The organism is Pseudofrankia sp. EUN1h (assembly GCF_001854645.1).
In the GTDB taxonomy this organism is placed as follows: Bacteria; Actinomycetota; Actinomycetes; order Frankiales; family Frankiaceae; genus Pseudofrankia; species Pseudofrankia saprophytica.
In genome coordinates this window covers 12682-38637 of sequence record NZ_MBLN01000096.1, presented here as the reverse complement: position 1 = coordinate 38637, position 25956 = coordinate 12682, and the positions used below count along the sequence as shown (strand labels likewise).

Annotated in this window: 27 protein-coding genes and 1 pseudogene; 15 read left to right on the top strand and 13 right to left on the bottom strand. The window is 73.3% G+C overall.

Annotated features, from left to right (window positions below; genetic code table 11):
- Positions 1–7: 7 nt before the first annotated feature.
- The 4 genes from BCD49_RS36400 to BCD49_RS36385 all read right to left on the bottom strand — a co-directional run bounded on the left by BCD49_RS36400 (position 8) and on the right by BCD49_RS36385 (position 4132).
- The gene (locus tag BCD49_RS36400) at positions 8–1174 is read right to left on the bottom strand and encodes an acyl-CoA dehydrogenase family protein (protein WP_007507343.1); all 1167 of its coding nucleotides are present in this window, start codon (positions 1172–1174) and stop codon (positions 8–10) included.
- Positions 1171–2448 carry an acyl-CoA dehydrogenase family protein gene (locus tag BCD49_RS36395; RefSeq protein WP_007507342.1) on the bottom strand — a complete coding sequence of 426 codons (1278 nt, stop codon included), beginning with the start codon at positions 2446–2448 and terminating at the stop codon, positions 1171–1173. Before BCD49_RS36395 ends, BCD49_RS36400 begins: the two co-directional genes overlap by 4 nt.
- A 78-nt stretch (positions 2449–2526) precedes the next feature.
- Positions 2527–3270 (bottom strand): 3-oxoacyl-ACP reductase family protein, encoded by a 744-nt coding sequence (locus tag BCD49_RS36390; protein ID WP_007507340.1) that lies wholly within the window; start codon positions 3268–3270, stop codon positions 2527–2529.
- A gap of 67 nt (positions 3271–3337) precedes the next feature.
- Positions 3338–4132, bottom strand: coding sequence for an SDR family NAD(P)-dependent oxidoreductase (locus BCD49_RS36385; protein WP_007507338.1), 795 nt, complete (start codon positions 4130–4132; stop codon positions 3338–3340).
- 185 nt (positions 4133–4317) lie between these two features.
- Here BCD49_RS36385 and BCD49_RS36380 point away from each other — a divergent pair, with 185 nt between their 5' ends.
- Positions 4318–5064, top strand: a complete 747-nt coding sequence (locus BCD49_RS36380; protein ID WP_007507336.1) for an SDR family NAD(P)-dependent oxidoreductase — start codon at positions 4318–4320, stop codon at positions 5062–5064.
- Between the two features lie 4 nt (positions 5065–5068).
- The gene (locus BCD49_RS36375; RefSeq protein ID WP_083401910.1) at positions 5069–6022 is read left to right on the top strand and encodes an LLM class flavin-dependent oxidoreductase; all 954 of its coding nucleotides are present in this window, start codon (positions 5069–5071) and stop codon (positions 6020–6022) included.
- Between the two features lie 14 nt (positions 6023–6036).
- Here the strand turns inward: BCD49_RS36375 and BCD49_RS36370 are convergent, their stop codons facing one another.
- The 4 genes from BCD49_RS36370 to BCD49_RS36355 all read right to left on the bottom strand — a co-directional run bounded on the left by BCD49_RS36370 (position 6037) and on the right by BCD49_RS36355 (position 9443).
- Entirely contained in the window at positions 6037–7266 is a 1230-nt protein-coding gene (locus BCD49_RS36370) for an acyl-CoA dehydrogenase family protein (protein ID WP_071042421.1), read from the bottom strand.
- 59 nt (positions 7267–7325) lie between these two features.
- Positions 7326–7637 carry a hypothetical protein gene (locus tag BCD49_RS36365; protein ID WP_007507330.1) on the bottom strand — a complete coding sequence of 104 codons (312 nt, stop codon included), beginning with the start codon at positions 7635–7637 and terminating at the stop codon, positions 7326–7328.
- Positions 7638–7782: 145 nt separating this feature from the next.
- Positions 7783–8607 (bottom strand): FadR/GntR family transcriptional regulator, encoded by an 825-nt coding sequence (locus BCD49_RS36360; protein WP_007507328.1) that lies wholly within the window; start codon positions 8605–8607, stop codon positions 7783–7785.
- Between the two features lie 8 nt (positions 8608–8615).
- Positions 8616–9443: an enoyl-CoA hydratase/isomerase family protein gene (locus BCD49_RS36355; RefSeq protein WP_007507325.1), complete on the bottom strand. Its 828-nt coding sequence runs from the start codon at positions 9441–9443 to the stop codon at positions 8616–8618.
- 227 nt (positions 9444–9670) lie between these two features.
- On the opposite strand from BCD49_RS36355, the gene BCD49_RS36350 reads away from it, so the two are divergent.
- The 10 genes from BCD49_RS36350 to BCD49_RS36305 all read left to right on the top strand — a co-directional run bounded on the left by BCD49_RS36350 (position 9671) and on the right by BCD49_RS36305 (position 20158).
- Complete coding sequence (locus BCD49_RS36350; protein WP_027140576.1) at positions 9671–10828, top strand: acyl-CoA dehydrogenase family protein; 1158 nt, start codon at positions 9671–9673, stop codon at positions 10826–10828.
- Positions 10828–11622: an enoyl-CoA hydratase/isomerase family protein gene (locus BCD49_RS36345; RefSeq protein ID WP_007507321.1), complete on the top strand. Its 795-nt coding sequence runs from the start codon at positions 10828–10830 to the stop codon at positions 11620–11622. The genes BCD49_RS36350 and BCD49_RS36345 overlap by 1 nt, the downstream gene beginning before the upstream one ends.
- A 177-nt stretch (positions 11623–11799) precedes the next feature.
- The gene (locus tag BCD49_RS36340; RefSeq protein WP_071042420.1) at positions 11800–12951 is read left to right on the top strand and encodes an acyl-CoA dehydrogenase family protein; all 1152 of its coding nucleotides are present in this window, start codon (positions 11800–11802) and stop codon (positions 12949–12951) included.
- A 76-nt stretch (positions 12952–13027) separates the two neighbouring features.
- Positions 13028–14467: an OB-fold domain-containing protein gene (locus tag BCD49_RS36335; protein WP_007507317.1), complete on the top strand. Its 1440-nt coding sequence runs from the start codon at positions 13028–13030 to the stop codon at positions 14465–14467.
- 3 nt (positions 14468–14470) lie between these two features.
- Positions 14471–15673: an acetyl-CoA acetyltransferase gene (locus tag BCD49_RS36330; protein ID WP_007507314.1), complete on the top strand. Its 1203-nt coding sequence runs from the start codon at positions 14471–14473 to the stop codon at positions 15671–15673.
- 51 nt (positions 15674–15724) lie between these two features.
- Positions 15725–16156 carry a Zn-ribbon domain-containing OB-fold protein gene (locus tag BCD49_RS36325; protein WP_027140577.1) on the top strand — a complete coding sequence of 144 codons (432 nt, stop codon included), beginning with the start codon at positions 15725–15727 and terminating at the stop codon, positions 16154–16156.
- Entirely contained in the window at positions 16153–17304 is a 1152-nt protein-coding gene (locus BCD49_RS36320) for a thiolase family protein (protein ID WP_007507309.1), read from the top strand. The genes BCD49_RS36325 and BCD49_RS36320 overlap by 4 nt, the downstream gene beginning before the upstream one ends.
- A 131-nt stretch (positions 17305–17435) precedes the next feature.
- Positions 17436–18284: an enoyl-CoA hydratase-related protein gene (locus tag BCD49_RS36315; protein WP_007507307.1), complete on the top strand. Its 849-nt coding sequence runs from the start codon at positions 17436–17438 to the stop codon at positions 18282–18284.
- Positions 18281–19195: an enoyl-CoA hydratase-related protein gene (locus BCD49_RS36310; RefSeq protein ID WP_007507305.1), complete on the top strand. Its 915-nt coding sequence runs from the start codon at positions 18281–18283 to the stop codon at positions 19193–19195. Before BCD49_RS36315 ends, BCD49_RS36310 begins: the two co-directional genes overlap by 4 nt.
- Positions 19196–19306: 111 nt before the next feature.
- Entirely contained in the window at positions 19307–20158 is an 852-nt protein-coding gene (locus BCD49_RS36305; RefSeq protein WP_007507304.1) for an acyl-CoA thioesterase, read from the top strand.
- Between the two features lie 344 nt (positions 20159–20502).
- Here the strand turns inward: BCD49_RS36305 and BCD49_RS36300 are convergent, their stop codons facing one another.
- From BCD49_RS36300 to BCD49_RS36290, 3 genes are read right to left on the bottom strand one after another with little or no spacing between them, the layout of a single operon-like run.
- Complete coding sequence (locus BCD49_RS36300; RefSeq protein WP_083401912.1) at positions 20503–21372, bottom strand: helix-turn-helix domain-containing protein; 870 nt, start codon at positions 21370–21372, stop codon at positions 20503–20505.
- Entirely contained in the window at positions 21369–21920 is a 552-nt protein-coding gene (locus tag BCD49_RS36295) for a DUF6879 family protein (protein WP_007507300.1), read from the bottom strand. Before BCD49_RS36295 ends, BCD49_RS36300 begins: the two co-directional genes overlap by 4 nt.
- Positions 21875–22108 (bottom strand): hypothetical protein, encoded by a 234-nt coding sequence (locus BCD49_RS36290; RefSeq protein WP_007507297.1) that lies wholly within the window; start codon positions 22106–22108, stop codon positions 21875–21877. Before BCD49_RS36290 ends, BCD49_RS36295 begins: the two co-directional genes overlap by 46 nt.
- Positions 22109–22343: 235 nt before the next feature.
- Between BCD49_RS36290 and BCD49_RS36285 the strand changes: the two genes are divergently transcribed.
- The 3 genes and pseudogenes from BCD49_RS36285 to BCD49_RS46645 form a co-directional block, all read left to right on the top strand.
- Positions 22344–22817 (top strand): glycine-rich domain-containing protein, encoded by a 474-nt coding sequence (locus BCD49_RS36285; protein ID WP_007507296.1) that lies wholly within the window; start codon positions 22344–22346, stop codon positions 22815–22817.
- Between the two features lie 115 nt (positions 22818–22932).
- Complete coding sequence (locus tag BCD49_RS36280; protein ID WP_007507294.1) at positions 22933–23712, top strand: phosphotransferase family protein; 780 nt, start codon at positions 22933–22935, stop codon at positions 23710–23712.
- A 68-nt stretch (positions 23713–23780) separates the two neighbouring features.
- Positions 23781–23959: pseudogene (locus tag BCD49_RS46645) on the top strand (IS701 family transposase); the annotation flags it as partial.
- Positions 23960–24173: 214 nt separating this feature from the next.
- Here BCD49_RS46645 and BCD49_RS36275 read toward each other — a convergent pair.
- Both BCD49_RS36275 and BCD49_RS36270 read right to left on the bottom strand, forming a co-directional pair.
- Positions 24174–24659, bottom strand: a complete 486-nt coding sequence (locus BCD49_RS36275) for a MaoC family dehydratase (protein WP_007507290.1) — start codon at positions 24657–24659, stop codon at positions 24174–24176.
- A gap of 116 nt (positions 24660–24775) precedes the next feature.
- Positions 24776–25852, bottom strand: a complete 1077-nt coding sequence (locus BCD49_RS36270; protein ID WP_071042419.1) for an amidohydrolase family protein — start codon at positions 25850–25852, stop codon at positions 24776–24778.
- Positions 25853–25956 lie beyond the last annotated feature (104 nt).

Sequence of the window (25956 nt, the reverse complement as noted above, 5' to 3'; positions counted from 1 at the left end):
CGGCGCCTCACACGCCGGCCCGGGCCAGCAGCCGCTCGTGGTAGACGGCCGGGCCGCCGAACAGCAGCTGGGACGACTTCGCGCGGCGGAAGTACAGGTGGGCGGGATGCTCCCAGGTGAAGCCGATGCCGCCGTGGACCTGGATGTTCTCCGCCGCGGCGGACATGAACGCCTCGGAGCAGACGACGTGGGCGACGGCGGCGGCCAGCCCCGGGTCGGGCGCGCCGTCGACGCCGTCCAGGGCGGCGGCGGCCTCCCGCGCGGCCGCGTCGGCGACCTGGATGCGGGTGAACATGTCGGCGCACTTGTGCTTGACGGCCTGGAAGGTCCCGATGGGCCGGCCGAACTGCACCCGGTCCCTGGCGTAGGCGGTGGCGGCGTCGAGGCACGCCCGCGCGCCGCCGACCTGCTCGGCGGCCAGCGCCGTGGTCGCCACGTCGAGGACGCGACGCAGGACGGCGGCGGCGGCGCCGGGCTCGCCGACGACGGTCGCCGGGGTGCTCCAGAAGTCGAGCCGGGCCACCCGGCGGGTGAGGTCGAGGGTGGGCAGCGGGGTCCTCGTGAGGCCGCCGGCAGCGCCGTCGACGACGCACAGCGTCGGGCCGGCCGGGCTGGCGGCGACGACGAGCACGACGTCCGCGCCGGCGCCGTCGACGACCAGCGGAGCCGAGCCGTCGAGCGTGACCCCGCCCTGCCCCGGCTGCGCCGTCACCGCGAGGCCACCGACACCGCCGAGGTCCCAGCCGCCGCCGGCGCCGGGCGCGGCCAGCGCCGCGAGGGTGGTGCCGGCCGCGATGCCGGGCAGCAGGCGTCCGGCGGCGTCGCCGTCGCCGGCGGCCGCGAGCGCCGTCCCGGCGAGCACGACCGACGAGAGGAACGGCACGGGCAGCAGCGCCCGGCCCAGCTCGCCGAGCACGACGGACAGCGCCGTCACGCCGGCGCCGTCGCCGCCGTACTCGGCTGGTAGCGCGAGCGCCTGTAGACCCAGCTGTTCGGCCATCTGCGCCCAGATCTTCTCGTCGTAGCCGCGGTCGGAGGCCACGGCGGCGCGCACGGCCGCCTCGTCGGCCTTGGCCGCGAGGAAGTCCCGCACCGCCGCACGGAGTTCCTCGAGCTCCGCCTCCCCGATCAGCCCGTCCGGGGCGTCGAGGCCCCCGCCGAGGTCGCCGGTCATGACTCGCCCCTTCCCGAGCGGCGTAGCTCCCGGAACGGCGACTTCGTGTCGATGCCCGGCTCCTTCGGCAGGCCGAGCACCCGCTCCGCGAGGATGTTCTTCATGATCTCTTCGGTGCCGCCGAGGATGCGCAGCGCCGGGGTCGCGAGCAGCAGCTCCGTCCAGGCGAACGTGCCCCATTCGCCGGTGTCCGCGACGAGGCGCGGGCCGACGATCTCGGCCGCGAAGTGCGCGCCGCGGGTGAGGTTGCGGGCGTACATGAGCTTGGAGACGCTCGCCTCCGGGCCGGGCTGCTCGCCGGCCCTGGCCCGGCGCAGCGACTGGCGGTTGAGGTAGTCGGTGGCGGCCACCTCGGCGTAGAGGCCGGCGAGCTCGCGGCGCGCGGCGGCGTCGTCGAGCCGCCCGTTCGCGCGCAGCAGTTCCGTGAGGAACGGCAGGGACACGGCGCGGCCGGCGGGGCCGGACGTGCCCTCGCCCCCGACGCTGGCCCGCTCGTTCATCAGCGTGGTCATCGCGACGGCCCAGCCGCCGTCGACGTCGCCGAGCCGGTGGTCGTCCGGTACGCGGACGTCGGTCAGGAACACCTCGTTGAAGTCGGCACCGCCACTCATCTGGCGCAGCGGGCGGATCTCGACGCCGGGCGCCGCCATGTCGACGAGGAACGCGGTGATGCCCCGGTGCTTGGGCTTGTCGGGGTCGGTCCGGCACAACGCCAGGCCGATCGCGGCGTGCTGGGCGACCGACGTCCAGACCTTCTGGCCGTTCAGGACCCACTCGTCGCCGTCGCGGACCGCGCTCGTGCGCACGCTCGCGAGGTCCGAGCCGGCGCCCGGCTCGCTGAACAGCTGACAGGCGATGATGTCGCCGGCGTACATCGCGGGCAGGTAGCGGCGCCGGATGTGCTCCCGGGCGTGCGCGAGGATCGTCGGCCCGATCATCCCGAGCCCGATCAGGGAGAGCACCGACGTGTCGGGCACGTCGTACTCGGCCTCGACAGCGTCGTACGCCAGGTCGTGCACGGAGGTCAGGCCGCGGCCGCCGAACTCGGCGGGGCCGGTGATCCAGCCGAAGCCGCCCGTGTGGCGGGCCTTCTGCCAGGCCTTCGCCTCGGCGACCTTCGCGGCGTCGACGTCCGGCGGGTCGGTGCTGAAGTAGACGACCTGGTCGTCGCCGACGCCCCACTGGACGGCCTGGCCGCCGCCGGCGCGCCGGGTCGCGTGGGCGTCGAGGAAGGCACGTGCCTCCTCGACGAAGGAGTCTGTGTCGCTCGGCATCCGCGGGTCTCCTTGGCCGTGGGAATGAGGTGCCGCGGGCGTCGTGGGGCGCCCGTCGGCGGACGGGGTGCGGGCCGGTCAGGCGCCCATGCTCAGGCCGCCGTCGACGGTCACCACCGACCCGGTGACGTAGCTGGCGCGCTCGTCGAGCAGGAAGGCGACGGCGTGGGCAAGCTCCGCCGGGTCGCCGCGGCGACCCATCGGGATGAGGCCGCGGATGGCCTCCTGCGACGAGGGCGCCATCGCGTGGGTCATGTCGGTCTCGAAGACACCGGGCACGACGAGGTTGACGGTGATGCCCCTGCGCGCGACGGCCCTGGCCAGCGACCGGGTCAGGCCCGCCAGTCCCGCCTTCGCCGCTCCGTAGCCGACCTGCGAGGGATGGCCCATGGGGGCGGTGACCGAGCCGATGTTGACGATCCGGCCGAACCGCTGCCGCTCCATCGGCTCCAGCGCCGCCTGTGCCAGGTGCCACGGGCCGGACAGGTTGACCCGCAGCGCCAGGTCCCATTCGTCCGCGGTCAGCCGCGCGGCCTTGTTCTCCACCAGCAGGCCGGCGTTGTTGACCAGGTGATCGAGGCGGCCATGGGTCGCGACCACGTCGGCGACGAGTCCGCGCGCGAACGCGCGGTCGCCGACGTCGCCCGGGTGCAGGCTCACCGAGCCGCCGGTGTCGGCCAGGCGGTCTCGCAGCGCCCGCGCCCTGTCGTGGTCGCCGGCGTAGACCGCCGCGACGTGCGCCCCACCGGCCACCAGCAGCTCGGTGACCGCGGCGCCGAGGCCGCGGGTGCCGCCCGTGACGATCGCGACCCGTCCCTGCACGCTTTCTCCCTCGTCGTCGCCTGTTCCCGGCTGTCGCCGGCCGGGCTGTCCGGCCGGCTCGTCGAGGTCAGGTGCGCATGTAGGCGCCGCTGGCCACGTTGACCGACTCGCCCGTGACGCAGCGGGCCCGGTCGCTGGCGAGGAAGGCGATGGTCTCGGCGATGTCGCCCGCCGTCGGCATCCACGGCAGCGGTCCGCGGTTGCCCGGGTCCTCGATGATCTCCGGGTGCTGGTCGATGAACCGGGTGCCGCCGACGACTCCCATCGCCACCGTCACGGCCCGGATCCCGAAGGGCCCGCCCTCGTGGGCCACCGACCGGGTCAGCACGTTCAGGCCGCCCTTGGTGATCGCGTACGGGCTCTCCAGGCCGTTGCCGCCCACGTCGGGGGCGTAGGAGGAGACGTTGACGACGACCCCGCGCCGGCGGTCGCGCATCGCGGGCAGCAGCCGCCGGCACAGGTACCACGGCCCACTGAGGTTGATCTCGACCGCTCGGTCCCAGTCGGCCGGGTCGTAGTCGAAGTGCCCGCCCATCCGGTTGAACGCCGCGTTGTTCACCAGCACGTCGACCGCCCCATGGTCGGCGAGCACGGTCTCGACGACGATGTCGATCGCGGCCCGGCTACCGACGTCGAGCTGATGGCCGACGACGGTCGCGTGGCGGTGCTCCCGCGCCAGCCGCGCGGCGACGGCCTCGGTGCGCCCCCGGTGCGCGTCGGTGACGACCACCGTCGCGCCCGCGGCGGCGAACCGCCGAGCGGTCGCCTCGCCGATGCCGCCGCCCGCGGCCGCGGTGACCAGCACGACCCGGCCGGCGAACTCCTTCGGGTCAACGACCGGCGGGAGCTGGGGATGCGGCACCAATGATGACCTCCTCCGTCCACGCGGGGCTCGGATGGCGTGAGCCGGACCGCTGTCCTCCCGACTCCCGAACAGATAAATTAACATACTAATTCAATCTGTTGGAAGGCTGGCGACCCGACTGGCCGGCCCGCGTGAGCGGGCCTCCCGCCCGGGTCGGCGGCGAGGCCGAGAGGGGAACGACGATGGGTCGGACAGCGGTGGTGACCGGCGCGGCGCGTGGGATCGGCACGGCGATCGCGGAGGGTCTCGCGGCGGCGGGCCACGACGTGGCGGTGCTCGACCTCGACGCCGACGCGGCCGGGAAGGTGGCGTCCGGGCTCACCGAGCGCCACGGCGTCCGGGCGATCGGGGTGGGCGTCGACATCACCGACGCGGCGGGCGTCGGCGCCGCCGTCGCACGGGTGACCGAGACGCTCGGCCCGGTCGAGGTCCTCGTCAACAACGCCGGCGTCGACGTGATCAAGCCGTTCCTCGACTCCACGGAGGAGGAGTGGGCCCGCATCGTCGCGGTGAACCTGCTCGGCACGATCCGGATGACCCGGGCCGTGCTCGACCCGATGGTCGAACGCGGCTGGGGCCGCGTCGTGATGATCGCGTCGGATGCCGGCCGGGTAGGCTCGTCGGGCGAGGTCGTCTACAGCGGCAGCAAGGGCGGAGTGATCGCCTTCGGCAAGGCCCTGGCCCGGGAGGTCGCCCGGCACGGTGTGACGGTGAACAGCGTCTGCCCCGGCCCCACCGACACCGCGCTGCTCGACCAGGTCGCCGCCGTCAGCCAGAAGCTCTACGAAGGCCTGGCCAAGGCGGTCCCGATGCGCCGGATCGCCACCCCCGAGGACATCGCGCCGGCGGTCGCCTTCCTCGCGTCGGACGGCGCCGGCTACGTGACCGGCCAGACCCTGTCCGTCAGCGGCGGCCTGACGATGGCCTGATCCGGTGGCGATCCCGACGGGCCCGGCCGCGGCCGGGCCGGCATCCGCGGGCCCACGCGTGGGCCTGCGGGTTCCCCGCGGGCTGTTCACCGCCGGCCTGCTGCCCGGCGCGGTCGCGCGGGCCGAGGACGCCGGGCTGGACCTGCTGGCCGTGGGGGACCACGTGACCTTCCACGGTGGCCAGGGCGGGGACGGCCTGGTCCAGGCCGCGGCCCTGGCCGCGCTTGCACGCCGGGCGCGGATCGCTGTGTCGGTCTACCAGCTCGCGCTGCGTCATCCGGTCGCCGTCGCCCGCCAGCTGGTCGACGTCGCCGCGCTCGCGCCGGGCGGGCTCTCCTTCGGCGTCGGCGCCGGGGGCGAGGACCGTGCCGAGGTCGCCGCGCTCGGCGTCGACCCGGCGACCAGGGGACGCCGGCTCGACGAGAGCCTGGCGGTTCTGCGCCGGCTGCTCACCGGCGAGCCGGTCGATCACGAGGGGCCGTTCTTCTCGCTGTCCGGCGTGGCGGTGCGGCCGGCGCCGTCCCGTCCCGTCCCGATCATCGTCGGTGGGCGGTCGGACGCGGCGCTGCGCCGGGCCGCGCTGCATGGCGATGGCTGGCTCGGGGTCTGGGTCTCGCCGCGCCGCTTCGCCGAGGCTGTCGGCCAGKTCGAGACGATCGCGGCGGACGCCGGGCGGGCCGCGCCGGCCTGGCGACACGGCCTCCAGGTGTGGTGCGGCTTCGGCGCCGACCCGCGGCGGGCCGCGGCGGCCCTGGCCGCCGAGATGGAGGGCCTCTACGGGCTGCCCTTCGAACGGTTCGCCCGGTGGTGCCCGGCCGGGCGGCCCGACGACGTCGCCGAGTTCCTGGCTCCCTACGTGGCGGCCGGGGCGGGCGAGATCTGCCTGATCGCGGCCGCCGGCGACCCGATGGAGGCGGTCGCCGGCGCCGCGGCCGTACGCGGCCTGCTGCGCGCGTAGGGCGGGCAGGTGGCCTAGGCCGCCGGGCGGGGCTCGCGGGGCAGGCCCAGGACCGTCTCGGAGATGATGTTGCGCTGGATCTCGGACGCGCCGGCATAGATGGTGCCGGAGCGCGCCGCCATCCAGGCGCCGGCCCACGAGGCGGTCGAGCTGGCTGGCACGCCCGGGTCGTCGGCCCGGTAGGCCCGCAGTGGCGGGCGGCCCTGGAGCACCTGCCCCCGGGGGCCGAGGACGTCCTCGGCCAGCTCCGTCACCCGCTGGTGGTACTCGCTCCAGTACAGCTTGGCGACCGACGCCGTCGCGGCCAGCTCGCCGCCTCCCGCGAGGCCGGTGAGGATCCGGTAGCCCAGGTGGCGCATGACCTCGACCCGGACGACGGCGTCGGCGAGCCGCTGTCGGACCACCGGATCGCCGGCCTTGCCGTCCTGCCGGGCCAGCCGGATCAGGCGGTCGAGCTCCGAGCGGAACAGGATCGGGTTGGTCGCGGCCTCCTCGCCGCGCTCGTGGCCCAGCAGCGCCGTCGCCACCTTCCAGCCTTCGCCGGGCGCGCCGACGACGTTCTCGGCCGCCGTGCGTGCCTCGGTAAAGAAGACCTCGCAGAAGTCACTCTCGCCCGTCATCTGGCGGATGCGCCGAATCTCGATGCCAGGCTGGTCGATCGGCACGAGCAGGAAGCTGATCCCGCGGTTGCGGGCGGCGGCGGGATCGGACCGGGCGAGGACGAAGATCCAGTCGGCGTCGAAGGCGTGCGACGTCCAGATCTTCTGGCCGTCGATGACCCACTCGCCACCCTCGAGGCGTGCCCGGGTGCGCAGCGAGGCCAGGTCGGAACCCGCCTCGGGCTCGGAGTAGCCCTGGCACCAGTGCTCCTCGCCGGACAGGATCAGGGGCAGGAACCGCTCCTTCTGCGCGGGGGTGCCAAAGCGCAGCAGGGTCGAGCCCAGCATCTTGATCGCGTAGGTGTCGTACGGCGCTCCGTAGGGAACGCCGGCGCGGGCCAGCTCCTCGACGAGGGCGACCTGGTGCAGGCGGGACAGGTCTCGGCCGCCGTACTCGACGGGCCAGGTGACCCCGAGCAGCCCGCGCCGGTACAGCGTGGCCCGCCAGCTCTCGACGAACTCCTCCGCGGCGGTCCGGTCCTCGATCGCCCMGAGGCCGGCGAAGCCCGCCGGGAGCTCCTCGGCGAGGATGGCGCGCACCTCGGCGCGGAAGGCCTCGACGTCGGGTGGGTAGCGCAGGTCCATGAGATAAAGATAGATTATTTATCTAATTTGGGTGGGTGATGTGGGCCGCTTCCCGGTCGTCAGCCTGGCCCGGTGGCGCGCCCACGGCGGCGTCCGGCCCCGGCGGGACGAGCGGCGGGGCGGCGGGGCGCGCGCCGCGCCGACCGGTCGACGCGGTGCGCGGCCACCGGCTCGCCGTCGCGCGCGGGCTCGCCCGTCCACGGCGCCACCTCGGGGTGCTGGCAGCCGGGCTCGTGGATGTGCGTCGCCTGCCAGTAGCCGGCGCGGTCGCGCCGCAGGTCGAGCACCCCCGCGCAGCAGTGGGTCGAGTAGGTGGCGGCCGCCTCGAGTAAGAGCCGTGGCGGCTGCTCGTCGGCGACGATGAGCCTCATCCTGGGTCCTCCCGCGTCGTCTGCGTCGGAACGCGGCCGCCATGTCCGGCCGGTGCCCGCTGGCCGCCTGCTCGGCTGGCGGCCGTCTTGCGATAGCGCTAAATCATCGTGCTTGCTTGGCGGTCTCGCTAGGGGGTGTGGCCGCTCAGCTCATCAGGTCGACGGCGGTCTCGGCCGGAACGCCCGTGAGCAGGAACGTGCTCACCGACTCCAGGTGGCGGGTCCAGTAGGCCTCGACCTCGATGGCCGTCCCGTCCCGCAGCAGCGCGACCAGCCTCCGGTGGCTGCGATGGGTGCGCTCGCGCAGGGCGGCGTGGGTGTCCGGCGGCGCGTCCCAGGTCGATGAGACGTTGGCTGTCTCGACGACGGCGTAGAGCATCCGGACCAGCAGGCTGAGGGTGGGGCTGTCGGCCAGCTCCACCAGGCCCAGGTGCAGGTCCTGGTCGGCGGTGAGGAAGTCGTCGTGGCGGGCGGCGGTGTGCGCGCGTGCCTCCGCGGCGAGCAGTTCCTCGAGCCGGGCCACCTTCGCCGGGGTGCGGGCCGCCGCCAGCCGGGCCGCGGCCTGGCCCTCCAGCAGCGTGCGGATCTCGAAGACGTCCTTCAGCCGGGCTCCGCGGTGCTGCAGCACGGCGCCTGCCTGACGGGCGAGCGCCGCGGGGCTGGGCACCTGGACCCGGGCGCCGCCCCGGGACCCGCGCAGCACGGTGATGAGGCCCTCGGCCTCGAGCATGCGGAAGCCTTCGCGCAGCGTTGGCCGGGAGACGCCGAACTGGGCCATGAGGACGGACTCCGACGGGAGCATGGTGCCCTCGGCGAGCTCGCCTCGCACGATCCTCCCGCGTACCTGGCTCGCGACCAGCTCCCCGGCCTTGGGTACGCGTACCTGGCGGCCTGGTCCGGCACCGCCCTGGCCCGCGCCGCCGGGGCTCACGCCGGTCTGGGGGGAGCGCCCTTCGGACGTGGTCGTCATACCTGGCTTCAGCCGGCCGGCGGGGCGTCGTCGTCGCCGGTCGCGCCGGTGAACCGCGCGGGACGCTTCTCCTGGATCGCCGCCATGCCCTCGACGGGGTCGGGCCCACCGAAGCCGTAGAACTCCAGTGCCAGCGACGCGTCGAAGCTCGGGCCCATCGCGCGGTACCAGTTGTTCAGCGCGTACTTCGTCCAGCGGACGGCGCTGGGGGAGACGGCCATCAGCTTGCGCGCGACGCCGAGTGCGGTGTCGCGCAGGTCGGCCTCGTCGACGGCCAGCGACACCAGCCCGATCCGCTCCGCCTCGGCGCCGGTCAGGGTGTCGTTGGTGAGCAGGTAGTACTTCGCCTTCGCCATCCCGGCGAGGATCGGCCAGCTGATCACGGCGTGGTCGCCGGCCGCGACGCCCAGCCGGGTGTGCCCGTCGAGGATGCGCGCGGTCCTCGCCGCGATCGAGACGTCGGCCAGCACGCCGACGACCAGGCCGGCGCCCACGGCCGGGCCGTGGATGGCCGACACGATCGGTTTCGAGCAGTTGATGACGTTGTAGACGAGGTCGCGGGCCTCCCGCATGACCCGGGTGCGGGTGGCGTAGTCACCCGTCATGTCGGCGAGCAGGTCGAAGCGGCCGCCGGCGGAGAACCCGCGGCCCTCGCCGCGGACCACGACCACCTGCGTGTCGGGATCCCGGTCGACCACTCTCCAGACCTCCGCGAGGTCGCGGTGCATCCGGGGGCTCACCGCGTTCAGGCCCGGGCCGTCGAAGACGAGCTCGAGGACGCCGGGCTCGGGCCGCTCGAGCCGAAGACTGGGGAAGTCCGTGTACAGGTCGGACATCGGGCCGCCCTTCCAGGTCGAGGGTCGCGGGTGGGCGCCGCCCGTGACCGGCCGCACGTCGGCCGGGCGCCCGCCCGTGCGATGGACTCTACGCGAATAAGATAGTTAATTGATACAAGTACGTCCTATCGCGGGGCCGGGTGGTCCAGGTTGGGCTCGGGGAGTAGCCCTGGCTGCCCGGCGACCCGGCCCGCCAGGCCCTCATGTATCCCCAGGAGGCGGACACCGTGCAGCGCAGGCACTTCGAGGTGGAGCACGAGGCGTTCCGCGACCTGTGCCGGTCGTTCTTCGTCAAGGAGTGCGCGCCGAGGGTCGACGAGTGGGAGCGGGCTGGCCAGGTCGACCGCGACGTCTGGCGGCGGGCCGGCGTCGCCGGGATGCTGCTCTGGGAGGCGCCCGAGGAGTTCGGCGGCCAGGGCGTCCGGGACTACCGCTACTCCCAGGTGCTCGCGGAGGAGATCTACGCGACCGGCACCGCGGGCGTCGGCTTTGGCCTGCAGAACGACGTCATGCCGCCCTACCTGATCGACCTGACCAGCCAGGAGCAGAAGGCCCGCTGGCTGCCCGGCTCGGTCACCGGCGACACCATCTGGGGCCTGGCCATCAGCGAGCCGGGCGCGGGCAGCGACGTCGCCTCGATCCGCGCGACCGCGCTGCGCGACGGGGACGCCTACGTCGTCAACGGCGCGAAGACGTTCATCACCAACGGGCTGCTGCTCGACAAGGCCGTCGTCGCGGTCAAGACCGATCCGGCGCAGCGGCACAAGGGCGTAAGCCTGCTCGTCGTCGAGGACGGCATGCCCGGCTTCGAGCGCGGCCGGCACCTCGACAAGGTCGGCCAGCGCTCGCAGGACACCACCGAGTTGTTCTTCCGCGACGTGCGGGTGCCGGTGGCGAACCTGCTCGGCGAGGAGGGCAGGGGCTTCGGCTACCTGATGCGCAACCTGCCGCAGGAGCGCCTCGGCGCGGGCGTCGCCGCCACCGGCGTGATGTGGCGGGCCCTCGGGCTGACCATCGACTACGTCCGCTCCCGCCAGGCCTTCGGCCAGACGCTGGGCGGCTTCCAGAACACCCGGTTCGAGCTGGCCGAGGTCAAGACGCTGTGCGAGGTCGCGCAGGCCTACGTCGACAAGGCCGTGGTGGAGCACCTGGCCGGCGACCTCTCGCCCGAGGACGCCGCCGGGCTCAAGCAGTGGACGACCGACACCCAGAACCAGGTCGTCGACCGCTGCCTGCAGCTGTTCGGCGGCTACGGCTACATGAACGAGTACGAGATCGCCCGGCTGTGGCGCGACAGCCGGGTCCAGCGGATCTACGCCGGCAGTAACGAGGTCATGAAGGAGATCGTCGGCAGGGCGCTGCGCCTCGACGGGCCGGCCGCCTGATGGGAGCCGCCAGCACGCAGCCACTCGTCCGCCTGGAGGCCGCCGACGGTGTCGGCACGATCCGGCTGGACCGCCCGCCCGTCAACGCGGTGAACGCCGAGATGCGCGCCCAGCTCGCCGCGGCGGCGGCCGAGGCCGGCCGGCGCGACGACGTGCGCGCGGTGGTCGTGTACGGCGGAGACAGGAGCTTCGCGGCCGGGGCCGACGTGCGTGAGCTCGCCGCGACCGACCTCACGGGCATGGTCGCGGACGTCGGGGAGCTGCAGGCCACCCTCGGCGCGGTCGCCGGCATCGGCAAGCCGACCATCGCCGCTCTCACCGGTTTCGCGCTTGGCGGTGGCCTGGAGATCGCGCTCGCCTGCGACTTCCGGATGGCGGCGCGGGACGTCCGGCTCGGGCTGCCCGAGGTCCTGCTCGGCACGATCCCGTGTGGCGGCGGCACCCAGCGGCTGGCTCGGCTCGTCGGCCCGGCGGTGGCCAAGGACCTGCTGTACACCGGCCGGCAGGTGCGCGCGGACGAGGCGCTCGCGACGGGTCTCGTCGACGCGGTGCTCCCCGTCGGGGAGGTCTACCAGGCGGCGCTCGCCAGGGCGGCGGCGTTCGCCACCGGGCCGGCGCTGGCCCTGCGGGCACTCAAGCTCGCCGTCGACGAGGGCCTCGAGGTTCCGCTGGACAGCGGCCTGGCCATCGAGCGCTCGCACTTCCTGGGCCTGTTCGCGACCGAGGACCGCGCCGAGGGCATGACGTCGTTCCTCGAACGCGGCCCGGGCAAGGCGGTCTTCACCGGCCGCTGACGGCGGGAGTCGTCCTGAGCCGGCTCGCCCATGCCTTGCCGTACGCCCAAAATCGTGTAATTTTCTAACTAATAATGCGATGGGGTGGGCCTCCGTCGTGGATGCCGGGGCCGCGCCCATGCGCGGTGCCCGCGGCGCGGCGGCCCCGCGCGCCCGATGGTGACCCGGGATGGGGACATGGACTTCGGACTGACTGACGAGCAGCGCCTGCTGCGCGAGACGGCGCGCGAGTTCGTGACCAAGGTGTGCCCGCCCGAACGGGCGAAGGCGTGGGACGAGGCGGGGACGTACCCCGCCGAGCTGTTCACCGCGATGGCCGAGCTTGGCTGGCTCTCGCTGCCGTTCCCCGCGGCGCTCGGCGGGGACGACGGCGGGATCGTCGAGCTGTGCCTGCTGGCAGAGGAGCTCGGGCGGGCCAGCCTCGACATCGCGATGTGCTACGCAGGCACGTTCATCCCTGGTCTGACGCTGTTGCGGTGGGGCTCACCGGCCCAGCACGAGCGCTACCTGGCCGACATGATGGCCGGCCGGACCCGCTTCGCCGTGGCGATGAGCGAGCCCGACGCCGGCTCCGACGTGGCGGCGCTGCGGACGTCCGCGGTGGACGACGGCGACCACTTCGTCGTCAACGGGCAGAAGGCCTGGTGCACCGGCGCCAGCGTGCCCGGCGCGATGATCGCGATATACGTGCGGACCGACCMGGACGCCCCCCGGCACCGGGGGCTGTCCCTCCTGCTCGTCGACCCGGCCTCGCCCGGCGTGGAGATCCGCCGGACACCGACGCTGGCTCGCCACATCCTCGGCACGAACGAGGTGTTCCTCACCGACGTGCATGTCCCCAAGGAAAACCTCGTCGGCCCGCTGCACGGCGGCTGGCAGGTCATGCTCTCCGGCCTGGACGTCGAGAAGATCCTCATGAGCGCCGCCTACGTCGGCACCGCGCAGGCGACGCTCGACGAGGCGCTGGCCTATGCGCGCGAGCGGCGGGCGTTCGGGCGCCCGATCGGGGAGTTCCAGTCGCTCGCGCACGCGCTGGCCGACCTGCAGACCGAGATCGACGCGGCCCGGCTGCTGTCCTACCGCGCGGCGTGCCTGCTCGCCGTCGGCGAGCCGTGCACCCGCGAGGGCGCGATGGCGAAGCTGAAGGGCTCCGAGACCTACGTGTCGGCGGCCCGCTGGGGGATGCAGGTCCTGGCCGGCCACGGGTTCTCGACGGAGAGCGTCATGAGCTTCCGCTGGCGGGAGTCGATCGTGGCGACGATCTCCGGCGGCACCAGCCAGATCCAGCGCAACGCGATCGCCCGCAGCATGGGCCTGCGCTCCTACTGACCCCGGGCCCGGGGCGGCGCTGGCCGTCCCCGCCCGGATGGCTACCTGACAGATCTGATCGTTCGTGGGAGGGCGCATGGCGAGCTCCGTCGGGATCACCGGCTACGGCGCGCACGTGCCGTACTGGCGGCTGAGGCGCGCGGCGGTCGCCGCCGCGCTGGGCGCCGGGGGTGGCAAGGGCACCCGGGCCGTGGCCAGCTACGACGAGGACACGACCACACTCGGCGTCGAGGCGGCGCGGGCCGCGCTGCGCGGGCGGGCCGGCGCGCTGGGGACGCTGTACTTCAGCACCACCGACCCCGCGTACGCCGACAAGTCCAACGCCACCGTCGTCCACGCGGCGCTCCGCCTCGGCCGGGACGTGCTCGCGGTGGACTTCGGTGGCGCCGTGCGCAGCGGCGTCGGCGCCCTGCTCGCCGCCACCGGTGCCGCGGTGGGTGGCGCGACCGGGCTGGTCGTGCTGGCGGACACCCGCACAGGCCTGCCCGGCGGGCAGGACGAGACGGCGGGCGGCGACGCGGCGGCGGCCCTGCTCGTCGGGCCGGACACTCCGGGCGCCCCGGTGCTGGCCGAACTGGTCGCCCAGGCCAGCGCCACCGCCGAGTTCCTCGACCGGTGGCGGATTCCCGGCGCGTCCGCGTCCCGCGGCTGGGAGGAGCGCTTCGGCGAGCAGGCCTACCTGCCGCTCGCGCACGAGGCGTTCGCTGCCGCGCTCAAAGATGCCGACCTCACGCCCGACCAGCTCGACCATGTGATCGTCTCCGGCACCCATGCCCGCGCGGTCCGCGCCTTCGCCGCCCGCTGCGGCGCCCGCCGCGACGCGCTCGCGCCCGACCTCACCGAGGCGCTCGGCAATCCCGGCACGGCGCAGGCCGGGCTGCTGCTCGCCGACGTGCTCGACCGGGCCGAGCCCGGCCAGACGATCGCCCTGGTCGTGCTCGCCGACGGCGCGACCGCGACCGTCTGGCGGACGACCGACGCCCTGCCCGCGGGCCGGCCGGCCGTCGGCGTCGCCGCCCAGGTGGCCGCCGGAAACGACGCCCTGCCGTACGCCTCGTTCCTGACCTGGAAGGGCCTTCTGGACCGGGAGCCGCCGCGTCGCCCCGACCCGGCGGCCCCGGCGGCCCCGCCGTCACTGCGCAGCGCCGCGTGGAAGTTCGGGTTCGTCGCGTCGAAGTGCACCGCGTGCGGCGACATCCAGCTGCCCCCGGGCAGGGTCTGCAAGAAGTGCGCGGCGGTGGACGAGACCACCCCGGTGGCACTGGCGGACACGCCCGCGAAGATCGCTACCTTCACCGTCGACCGCCTCGCCCATACCCCGAGCCCGCCGCTCGTCGGTGTCGTCGTCGACTTCGACGGCGGCGGGCGTACCGACTGCGAGCTGACCGACAGCGCTGGCGACGTCGCCATCGGCCAGCGGGTCGAGATGACCTTCCGGCGTGTGGCCACCGCCGGAAACGGGGTTCACAACTATTTCTGGAAGGCCCGGCCGGTTCGTTTCACCAAGGAGCGCTGAGCTATGGCGTCATCGGGTATCCGCGACCGCGTCGCGATCGTCGGGATGGGCTGCACGGCCTTCGGCGAGCACTGGGACAAGGGCGTGTCCGACCTGCTGATCGAGTCGTCCACGGCCGCCATGACGTCCGCCGGGGTGACCCGCGACGACATCGACGCCTACTGGCTCGGCACGATGGGCTCCGGCACCAGCGGGCTGACGCTCTCGCGGGCGCTGCGGCTGGACAACAAGCCGGTCACCCGGCTGGAGAACTTCTGCGCCACTGGTTCGGAGGCGCTGCGCAACGCCTGCTACGCCGTCGCGTCCGGCGCCTATGACATGGCCATGGCGATCGGCGTCGAGAAGCTCAAGGACTCGGGCTTCTCCGGCCTCGTGACCACCCCGGTGCCTGGAGACGGCACGGGCAGTGACCTGACGGCACCGGCCGCGTTCAGCCTGCTCGCGCCGGCCTACGCGAGGCGCTACGGCGTCGACGACGCCGAGCTGAAGGACGTGCTCGCCAGGATCGCGGCGAAGAACCACTACAACGGCGCCCGCAACCCGCGGGCGCAGTTCCGCAAGGAGGTCAGCCGCGAGGCGGTGTGCGCCGCGCCGCTGGTCGCCGGGGCGCTGGGCGTGTTCGACTGCAGCGGCGTCTCCGACGGCAGCGCCGCCGCGATCGTGGTCCGCGCCGAGGACGCGCACCGGTACACCGACCGGCCGATCTACGTGAAGGGCCTGTCGTTCGTCGCGGGCCCGGCGACCGGTACGTCCGACCCGTCCTACGACTACACGACCTTCCCCGAGGTCGTCGCGAGCGCGCGGGACGCCTACCGGCAGGCCGGGGTGACGGACCCGCGCCGCGAACTGGCGATGGCCGAGGTCCATGACTGCTTCACGCCCACCGAGCTGGTCCTGATGGAGGACCTCGGCTTCGCCGACCGCGGCTTCGGCTGGAAGGAGGTCCTCGCCGGGACCTACGAGCTCGGCGGGGACCTGCCGGTCAACCCGGACGGCGGGCTGAAGGCCTTCGGCCACCCGATCGGCGCCAGCGGCCTGCGGATGATGTTCGAGTGCTGGCTGCAGCTACGCCGTGAGGCGCCGCCGGAGCGGCGGGTCGCCTCGGTGGACGCGGGCCGGACACTCGCGCTCACCCACAACCTGGGTGGCCGGCCGGGTGAGTGCGTCTCGTTCGTCGGCGTCGTCGGCTCCGAGCCCGGCGACTGAGCGCTCGTCCGAGTGATGCTAATTAGTTAACTTCTTGCTATTATCCAACCTATGGTTGCGCAGGTACCGGTGGCCGAGGGCTTGTTCACCTGGCCGTCCGACGAACCCCGGCTGATCGGCTCGGAGCGGGACGGGGTGATCTCCTTCCCGGCCCGCACCGGCGAGCAGGAGCGCCTGCTCGGCAGCCGCGGCACGCTCTGGAGCTTCACCACCCAGCAGTTCCGCCCGCCGTCCCCGCCCTACGACGGTGCCGACACGGCGGAGACGTTCGTGCCGTACGCGGTGGGCTACGTCGAGCTGCCGGGCGAGCTGCTCGTCCAGGGCCGCCTCACCGAGGCCGACCCGGCGAGGCTCGCGATCGGCCAGGAGATGGAGCTGACAGTCGTGCCCTACACGACCCGCCCCGACGGGACCGAGGTGCTGACCTTCGCGTTCACGCCGACGGGCGGAGCGGACGAGCGGGAACAGGGGGATAGCGCATGAGCACGGCGGACGTCGCGATCGTCGGGGTCGGGTTGTTCCCGTTCGGCCGGTACGGCGCCAAGCCGTGCATGGAGATGGGCGCCGAGGCGGCCCGCGCCGCGCTCGCGGACGCGGGCGCCGACTGGGCCGACGTCCAGACCGCGTTCGTCGGCAGCCACGAGGTGTCCAACCCGGACGCGATCGTCGGGCTGCTGGGCCTGACCGGCATCCCGGTGCGTGGCGTGTTCAACGGCTGCGCGACCGGCGGCACCTCCCTGCAGATGGCCGCGCGGGCCATCCGCTACGGCGAGGCCGACGTCGCGATGGCGATCGGCATGGACAAGCACCCTCGCGGCGCCTTCTCCGGCGATCCGGCGATCATGGGCCTGCCGGCCTGGTACGGCCAGACCGGGATGTTCCTGACGACGCACTTCTTCGGCACGAAGATCAACCGGTACATGCACCAGCACGGCGTCACCCGCGAGACGCTGGCCCGGGTCGCGGCGAAGAACTTCGCCAACGGCGCCCGCACCCCGCACGCCTGGCGGCGCACCCCGATGACGGCCGAGCAGATCCTCGACTCCGAGATCGTGAACTACCCGCTCACCCGGTACATGTTCTGTGGCCCCGATGAGGGGGCGGCCGCGGTCGTGCTGTGCCGGGCGGACCTCGCCCGCCGGTACACCTCGGCCCCCGTGTTCGTCCGGGCCGCGGAGCTGCGCAGCCGCCGCGCGGGCGCCTTCGAGGTGCAGAGCCCGTCCCTGCCGCTGGAGTCGGCGCCGAGCCCGACGGTCGACGCGTCCCGCGCCGCCTACGAGGCGGCGGGCATCGGCCCGGGGGACGTCGACGTCGCGCAACTGCAGGACACCGACGCCGGCTCCGAGGTCATCCACCTGGCCGAGAACGGCTTCTGCGCGGACGGCGAGCAGGAGAAGTGGGTCGCCGAGGGCACCACCGAACTGACGGGGCGGCTGCCGGTCAACACCGACGGCGGCCTGATCGCCAACGGGGAGCCGATCGGCGCCTCCGGCCTGCGCCAGGTGTACGAGATCGTCCAGCAGCTCCAGGGCCGCGCCGGCGACCGCCAGGTCGGCGGCACTCCGCGCGTCGGCTACACGCACCTCTACGGCGCCCCGGGGGCGTCGGCGGTGTCGATCCTGTCGCGCTGAACGGCACGCACCGAGGACGGCCACGTCCGCCATCGGCGCGGCTCCGGCCCTCGCTGCGCGCCCGGCCGGCATCCGCGCCCCAGGGGCCGGCCGGGCGCCAGCGGCGCGCCGGCCGGCGGGAACGGAAGGGCATGAGCACGCTCGACCAGCTGACGGTGGCGCCTGAGGACACCGTTCTCTACGACGTCCGGGCGGACGGGGTGGCCGTCCTGACGCTGAACCGCCCGGGCCGGCGCAACGCCTGGGGTTACGACATGGAGACCCGCTACTTCGCGCTGCTCGACGAGGCCGCCGCGGACCCGGCCGTCCGGGTCATCGTGGTCACCGGCGCCGGCGGCACGTTCTGCCCGGGCATGGACATGGACATCCTGCGGCGCGCGTCGACCGACCCGACCTACCAGCGACCGGCCCGCCGCCCGCAGACCCACGCCCGCACCGTGCCCAAGCCCGTCGCCGCCGCCGTGGACGGGGCCTGCGCCGGTATCGGGTTCGTGCAGGCACTGATGGCGGACCTGCGGTTCACCACCGCGCGGGCGAAATGGACGCCGTCGTTCACCCGGCTCGCGCTGACCTCGGAGGACGCGGTCAGCTGGCTGCTGCCCCGTCTTGTCGGCGCCGGCCACGCCGCGGATCTGCTGTTGTCCTGCCGGGTGGTGCGGGGCGACGAAGCGGCGCGTCTGGGCCTTGCCAACCGCTGCGTCGAGCCCGACGACCTGCTGCCGGCCGCGCTCGCCTGGGCCGCCGACGTGGCGCGCGGCTGCGCGCCCTGGGCGCTGGCCCAGGTCAAGAACCAGCTGTCGCTCGACATGACTTCGACGTTGGAGGAGTCGCGGCTGCGCTCGAACGAGCTACTGACCGTGGCCCGTGAACGGCCCGACTATGCCGAGGGTGTCGCCTCGTTCCGGGAGCGCCGGGCGCCCCGCTTCGAGGGTCTGCCTGTCGACCATCCGCCGGTCGAGCTCGCCGGGCGGGGCCGATGAGCGCGGACGGCTCGGCCCCGCCCGCGCCCGCGACGGCCGAGTCGGCGGTGGCCGAGCCCGTGGCTGGGGAGCCGCGGGATCTCGTCGGGTACGAGGTCGACGACGCCGGCGTGGCGGTCGCGACCCTGGACGACCCCGAGAACCGCAACGGCTGGTCGCCGGACATGGAGAACGCCTACTTCGCCGTCCTCGACGCCGCCGCGGCCGACCCGGCCGTGCGCGTCGTCGTGCTCACCGGCGCCGGGCGCACGTTCTGCCCCGGCCTGGCGATGAGCCGGCTCGGCGCGGTCGCCACCGGCGGGCTGCGGCTGGCCGACCGCCGGCCTCAGTACACGCCGCGGCTGTTCCCGAAGCCGCTGATCGGCGCGATCAACGGTGCCTGCGCCGGGATCGGCCTCATCCAGGCCCTGCAGTGCGACGTCCGGTTCGCTGCCCGCGGCGCCCGGTTCTCGACCGCGTTCGCCCGCCGCGGCCTGTCCGCCGAGTACAACCTGGCGTGGGTGCTGCCGCGCCTCGTGGGCGTCGAGCGCGCGCTCGACCTGCTGCTGTCTGCCCGCACGTTCGACGCCGAGGAGGCCCACCGGATCGGCCTGGTCAGCCGGCTGTCCGAGCCCGGCGAGGCACTCGCCGACGCGCGCGCCTATGCCCGGGACCTCGCCGTCAACTGCGCGCCGACCGCGCTCGCGGTGATCCGCCGCCAGGTGTACGCCGACCTGGACGTCGACTTCAACGAGGGCCTGCGGCGCTCGTTCGCGGCGATGGCCGACATGAACGCCCGCCCAGAGCTCGCCGAGGGTGTCGCGAGCTTCCGTGAGCGGCGCCCGCCGGACTTTCCGCCGCTGCCGGCGGACTTCGATCCGGCCGCGGTCCTCGACGCCGCGCCGGCGCCGTTCCCGCGTCCGGTGGCCTGACCCGCGGCCGGCTGGCTCCGCGGTCGGCCACACGACGAACGATCAGCTATCTGGTGGAAGAGGTGCGCCCTGACCGCCCAGCATCCTGGCCGCCTGGGCCCGCTGCTGGACGTGCGGCCCCTGGGCGGCGACCTGTTCGCCGGCCCGGGAGGCCCACCGCAGTCGGGCACCAGGGTCTTCGGTGGCCTGCTCCTCGCGCAGGCGCTGGTGGCCGCCGGCCGCACCGTCGGACCGGGCCTGGCCGTCAACAGCCTGTACGCGGGCTTCCTGCGCCCAGGACAGGCCTCGTCGCCGCTCGAGCACGAGGTGGACCGGGTCAAGGACGGGCGCAGTTTCAGCTCCCGGGCGGCGCGGACGACCCAGAACGGGGCCGTGCTGCTACGGATGGAGGCCTCGTTCCACGCGGGGGAGACCGCGCTCGCCCACCAGGTGCCCGCCCCCGACGCGCCGGCGCCGGACGCGCTCGCTCCGGCGGAGAGCTGGTTCCACGGCGCGGGCCAGGATCCGGCGCGCTGGGCGCGCGCGTTCCTGGGCAGCCACCCGGTCGACGTCCGTTTCCTCTCGGAGCCGCCGCCGCTGTCGGTGCGCCGTGGACCGCAGCCGCCGTGCCTCGCGGTGTGGCTGCGCTGCCGCGGGCCGCTCGGCGACGACCAGCTGCTGCACGCCGCGGCGCTGGCCTACGCCTCCGACCTGTTCATGCTGAGCGCGGCTCTGCTGCCCCACGGCGAGGTGCTGGCCGGCGTGGGCGCGTTCTTCGGCACGACGCTGGGGCACGCGATCTGGTTCCACGAGCCCCGCAGGGCCGACGACTGGCTCTACTTCGAGCAGGTGAGCCCATGGACGGGACACGGCAGGGCGATGACGCAGGGCCGGGTGTTCGACCGCAGCGGCGCCCTGGTCGCCACCGTCGCGCAGGAGGGTCTGCTGCGCCGCCGGGAGGCCACGGCGCCCGCGCCGTTATAGGATCGCGGATAGGTGACCAGTCGGCCTGGGATCCGTTCGGTGGGGGAGTACAGCGGGCTCGACGTGGAGGCGTTGCGGGCGGAACTCGGGGATCGTCGAGGATCAGCTGCCGCACCCAGAGAGGTTTCTATGCGTGTCGGAGAAGGCCGCGGTCAGGCCGATTCCATCACTGACCTCGGCCGAGGCTTTTGACTCCGGGGTGTTGCTCGCGCCAGCGCCGGCGGCGCGGCTCATCGAGCATGYGAGGCAGTGCCTCGGTCGTCGATGTGGTGCGGCTACCACTGCAGGCGCGGTTACTGTAGGCGGCTGCGTCGTCGGTCAGGCCGCGGTTGGCCGAGGTCGCGTCAGCCCTTGTTCAGGTGCTCGTAGTCGGCGGCGATGCGCGCGAGGTGGTCGCGGGCCGCGTCGTCGAAGAAGGCGAGGTCGACGAGGGCCTCGAACAGTTCGATGTAGGTGGCGATGTCGGCGGGTCCGGTGAGGGTGGCGGTCGCGGTCTCGGTGCCGACCATGACGGCGTCCTGGTCGTAGAGGTGGAAGCCGTGCCGGGGGAACACCCGTACCGGGGTGGTCCAGGGGATAATTCCGAGGCGCACGTTGGGCCGGTCGATCGCCTCGGCAAGGGCGTGGACCTGCTCGGCCATGGTCGCGGCCGAGCCTGYCTGCCAGCGCAGCGCGCCCTCGGTCATGACGAGGACGAACTGTTTCGAGGTGTCGCCGAGTTGTCGCTGCCGGGCGAGGCGTGCCTGGGCGGCTTCGTCGATCTCGTCGCTGGACAGGGCGTGGGAGTCGGGGGTGCCGAACACGCACCGCATGTAGGCGGCGGTCTGGAGCAGGCCGATCACCATGGTTGGCTGGAACGCTTGGACGAGGGTGGCGGAGACCTCGAGGTTGCCGATGCGGCGCTGGGTCTCGGCGACGCCGCGGGCCATGATGACCTTGGTGGAGGCCTCGTCGCGTAGCCCGATGACGAGGGCGACAAGGTGGTCGCGTTCGTCGGTGCCGAGCTTGTAGGCGTGGCAGAGTGCGGTGACGTCGTCGGTGCTGGGGAGGAGAAACCCCCGCTCGATCTTGGAGATCTTGGACTGGGACATGCCGGTGCGCCGGCCGGCCTCGGCGCCGGAGAGTCCGGCGGCGAGGCGGGCCGCGCGCAGGGTGGCGGCGAGGCGGGTCCGGTCGGCCGGGCCCCGGCCACGCACGGGCGCAGGGGTGGTCATGCGGCGCGGTTGGCCCGCCATTCCTCGGGGTGTCGGGCCCACCAGTCGAGGAAGGGTTCGGCGGTGGCGACGGCGGCGTCGCGGCATCGTCGGTAGGCGGTGGTCTGGTCGTCGTCGACGGGTTCGGCTCCCTCGAACCGTCCGGTGGGGTCGTAGTGCATGCGCAGGCCGTGCTGGTTGTCGACGATCCAGAAGTCGTGGTCGACCAGGGCGGCCGGTGGTGGGGTTTCGGTGAGGTCGAGGACGCGGATGTCCTCGAACCGCGCGTTGGGCCGGTAGCCCCATTCGCATTCGTAGCGAAGGTAGTCGGTGAGCGGCGTTCGCAGCACGTGGACGCGCTGGTTGAGGATTCCGGCTTCCTTTTCGTGGCGGAGCCGGTCGAGCCAGGGCTGTTTGCGGGCCAGGTCGGGGCCGGGCTCGCCGCGCAGGTAGCGGGCGACGTCGGCGCCGTCGGTGGCGTCGTCATAGTGGTCGAGGGTCTCGAGCCGGAACGCCGAGTGGGTCAGGCGGGCGTCGATGTACTCGCCGAGCTCGACGGCGTTGAGCATCGCGTGACCTCCTCCAGCAGCGACAGCGGAACCTCGACGGCCGTCTCGTCCGCCCCGAGAGGTACCCGTGCCAGCGTGCCCGCGTCAAGGCGGTAGCCCTGGATGACCACGGTGCCGCGGTCGGTCGCATAGGCCGTCGGGCAGGTCCGCCCGTCCGGGCATTCGCCCGCGATCCGCGTGAGTCGCATCGGTCCTCCTGTGGTCCGCGACGATCGGTTAGCCCATCTTAGATGGAATAGCTTGACATGCAAGATCCCGGCGACCTAGTTTCTTAGTCCAGTTCTGATGGAATTGAAGGCCCGGCGGGTGTGGCCGGCGCGTAGCCTCCGCCACACGCGCCACAGCCCGTCCCGAGACCCGCCGCCGCCCGGAACAGCGACCGAACGCCGGGCGGCGTCGGCACCACCCTTCCAGGAGGACCCGTTGACGACCCTTGCCCCATCGTCCACCGACACCCCGCCAGCCGTCCGGCGTGGCCGCGAGCTCGTCGACGAGACGCTGTTCGGCCGGCTCACCGCCAAGGTCGCCGAGGACCACCCCGAGTTGACCAGCGACGCCGAGCGGATCGTCGACCAGGCGCTGGCGTTCCTCGGCGCCTGCGCGGGCAGCCCCTCCCGTTTCTCCCCGTCCCACGCGGTCGACGTCGGCTGGCATGCGTTCCTTCTCCACACCCGGGAGTACGCGCAGTTCTGCGCCCGGGTCGCCGGGCGGTTCCTTCACCACGTTCCCGAGCACCCGTCCGAGTGGGGGGTCACCGTCCTGACCGTGGCCGATATGGTGGCCGCCATCGAGAGGGCCGGCTTCCACGTCGAGCGCGACCTGTGGACCGGTCGGCACGGCGAGTGCCAGACCACGAACTGCCACCAGTGCCACGCCACCTGCCACGACAGTCCCTGACGAGGAGCCGGCCCTGCGATTCCAATGGGCTGACCTCCCCGCGAAGGCCCGGGCCGCCGTCGAACGGCGGTGTGGACCTGTCCGCGCGGCGGCGACGGCCCCGGACGGCCTGACGGTGGGTGTCGCGGCCCGGCTCGACACGGAGACGGGGCCGGTGTTCGTGAAGGCGTCGCCGCTCGGCGCCCCGGCCATCGGCCACTACCGCCGCGAGGCGGACGCGAACGCCGCCCTGCCCCCGGGCACGCCTGTGCCGCGGATGCTGTGGTCCGCCGAGATCGAGGGCTGGTTGCTGCTGCTGTTCGAGTACCTCGACGGCCGGGACTCGGATCTCGCGCCGGGCTCGCTGGACCTGGCCGCGGTCGGGCGGGTGATCGAGACGCTTGCCGGACGGCTCACTCCAAGCCCGTGGGAGCGCGCGCCGAGTGTGGTCGTGAAGATCAAGGCGCTGTACGAGAAGGCCGGCGAACTGCTGGGCCGGTGCCCCGAGGAGTTCTCCGGCCTCGCGGCGGCGACGCAGTTCGACCTCGGAGCGGTGGAGGGCGCGTCGCTGCTGCACGCCGACCCGCACCCCGGGAACTACGTCGTCACCGCCGACGGCGTGCGGGTGATCGACTGGTCGCACGCGTGCCGTGGCGCCGCGTGGGTCGACGCCGCCCTGCTCGCGCCCCGRCTTGTCGTTGCCGGGCATTCCCCGGCCGAGGCCGAGGCCCTGATGGACCAGTTGTCGGTCTGGGGTGACGCCCCGGCGCGCGCGGTGACCGGCCTGGGGGCGGTCACCGCGCTGTTCTGGGCGCATCAGGCCAGGTTCGGCCCGCCCCGGATGCGCGCGCGGCGGGCGGTCGCGGCGGCGGCCGGGCTCGCGTGGGCCACGCACCGGATCACCCGCGGACACTAGCGGTAGTCCGTTGGATCAAGATTGTGGTGGGTAGGCCTTCACTGGCCCTCGGGGGGAGGGAGTCAGTGATGACCAATATGGTGGCCTGCCCGCCGGCGCCGGGTCCGTTGGAGGAGTATGCGGCGCGGTTCGATGATGTGTTCTCGGCGGTGGCGCAGCGGCGGGGGTTCCGGAGTATCTGACCGGGCTTTTGGCGCCGCGGGATCGGAACAAGACGTTGACCGCCCTGGCCGGGGCGGAGCCGCTGGGGGTCCGCCAATCCCTCGAGGGGAGTCTTCCGCCTCGTCGATGCCTTCCGCCACCTCCACCCCACCGACAACGCCTACAGCTGGGGCGGCCGCACCGGCGACGGCTACCGCTACGACCACGCCCTCCGCTCCACTTCCCCCTCGCCCTCGAGCGCACCACCAGACCGTCGAAGGAGGCACGAGGTGGAACATTTTCGCCCCTCCGGCGGCCCTTTAGCCGGCGTCGTCGCCCTTGATGAGGCGGACCGGGGTGTAGGTCATGACGGTCTCGCCCCGCTGGTTGAGCACGGTGTTGCGGGTCGTGACGACGCCACGGTTCCCGCGACTGGCGGGGCGGGACTCGGTCACCTCGACCACGACGGTCAGAGTGTCGCCGACGTAGACCGGCGCGCTGATCGACAGATCGGTCCGCATGAAGGCCATGCCGGTGCCGTGCAGCACGTTCGTCCCGATGACCAGGCCCTCCGCGTAGGAGAAGACCATCATCCCGGGGCACAGTCGGCCGGTGTACCCGGCGGACGCGGCGTGCTCGGAGTCCATGAACAGCGGCTCGGTGACGCCGACGAGCTGGCGGAACAGCACCAGGTCGGTCTCGGTGATCGTGCGCGCCGGTGTGCGGAACGTGGTGCCGACGGTCATCTGCTCGTAGGTCTGCCCGACCACCAGCGGCGGGGCGTCGGTCGGCGCCGTCGTCGTCATGCGTGCTCCCTTCGAGGCACCCGGCCGGGCGTCGATCGGCGCACGCCGGGAGGATCTGCCAAGCTATTGGTTAGATAATATGCCGGTTTAGAGTCTCGCGACGGCTCAAGCCAGCCTCAGGTGGCTTGGACCGGCATCGGCGGGACGTCGAACAGCTCGGCGAACGCGCCACCCAGGACCCGGTCGCGCACCGCCGGGTCGACGTCGTCGAACAGCTCGTGCAGGACCTTCTGGGTGTTGGGGAACGTGCCCTCCAGGTGCGGGTAGTCGCTGCCCCACATGACCTTGTCGTAGCCCAGGGCGCTCACGGCCAGCAGCGCGCTCGGGTCATGCTGGAACGAGGTGTAGACCTGCGAGTAGACGATCTCGCGGGGGGAGCGGGAGAGCTTGGGCCGCACGAACATGTCGTGCTGGCGGTAGCCCTCCTCCATCCGGTCGGCGAGCGCGGGAATCCACGCGGCGCCGGCCTCGGCGACGAAGATGCGCAGGCCCGGGTGGCGGTCAAGCGCGCCCGAGGCGACCAGGTGGGCCACCACCCGCTGCCCGGGGAAGAAGGTCTCGACGTAGTTGATGACGCTRCCGCCGGGCCCACGGGAGATGACCTGGGGCATCATGCCGGTGCCGATGTGGAAGCACAGCGGGGTCCGCGACTGTTCGGCCAGGCTCCACAGCGGCTCCCAGACCTCGGAGTTGTAGGGCCGGTCGGGCGGGGGAGTGGCTGGCATGTACACGGCCTGGAAGCCGCGGTCGCGGGCACGGGCCAGCTCGGCCACCGCGTCGTCGGTGTCCAGCACGGACGTGATCGCGGCGGGCACCAGCCGGGGACTTGCGGCGATGATCGTGTCCGCGGCCCAGTCGTTGTAGGCCGYCGCGCTCGCCCGGGCCAGCTCCGGGTCTGTCATGTTGTGGATCCAGAAGCCGCGGGAGGGGAACACGACCTCGCCCCAGACCCCCTGGTCGTCGAGGTCGGTCAGGCGGATCGTGACGTCCTCGGCGCCCGGCGGGCGGATCGCCTCGGCGAAGGACAGCGGGTCGCGGCGCATGATCTGGCCGTCCACGTAGACCGTCTCGCGGTTGTCACTGCGCTCCACCCGGGGCGCGCGCTCGGCCAGCCGCGCCGGCAGTGCCCGCTCCCACAGGTCCAGCGGCTCCAGCGCGTGCGAGTCGCCCGAGTTCGCCCAGATCTTCCCCATGATGATCTCCCCTTCTGGCGCGCAACCTCACAGCGTGAAGCCGCATGCCACAAGATCGTAAAGTTACGTACCGCAGGATCCCGGTGCCTCGGTCGCTGGTTGCC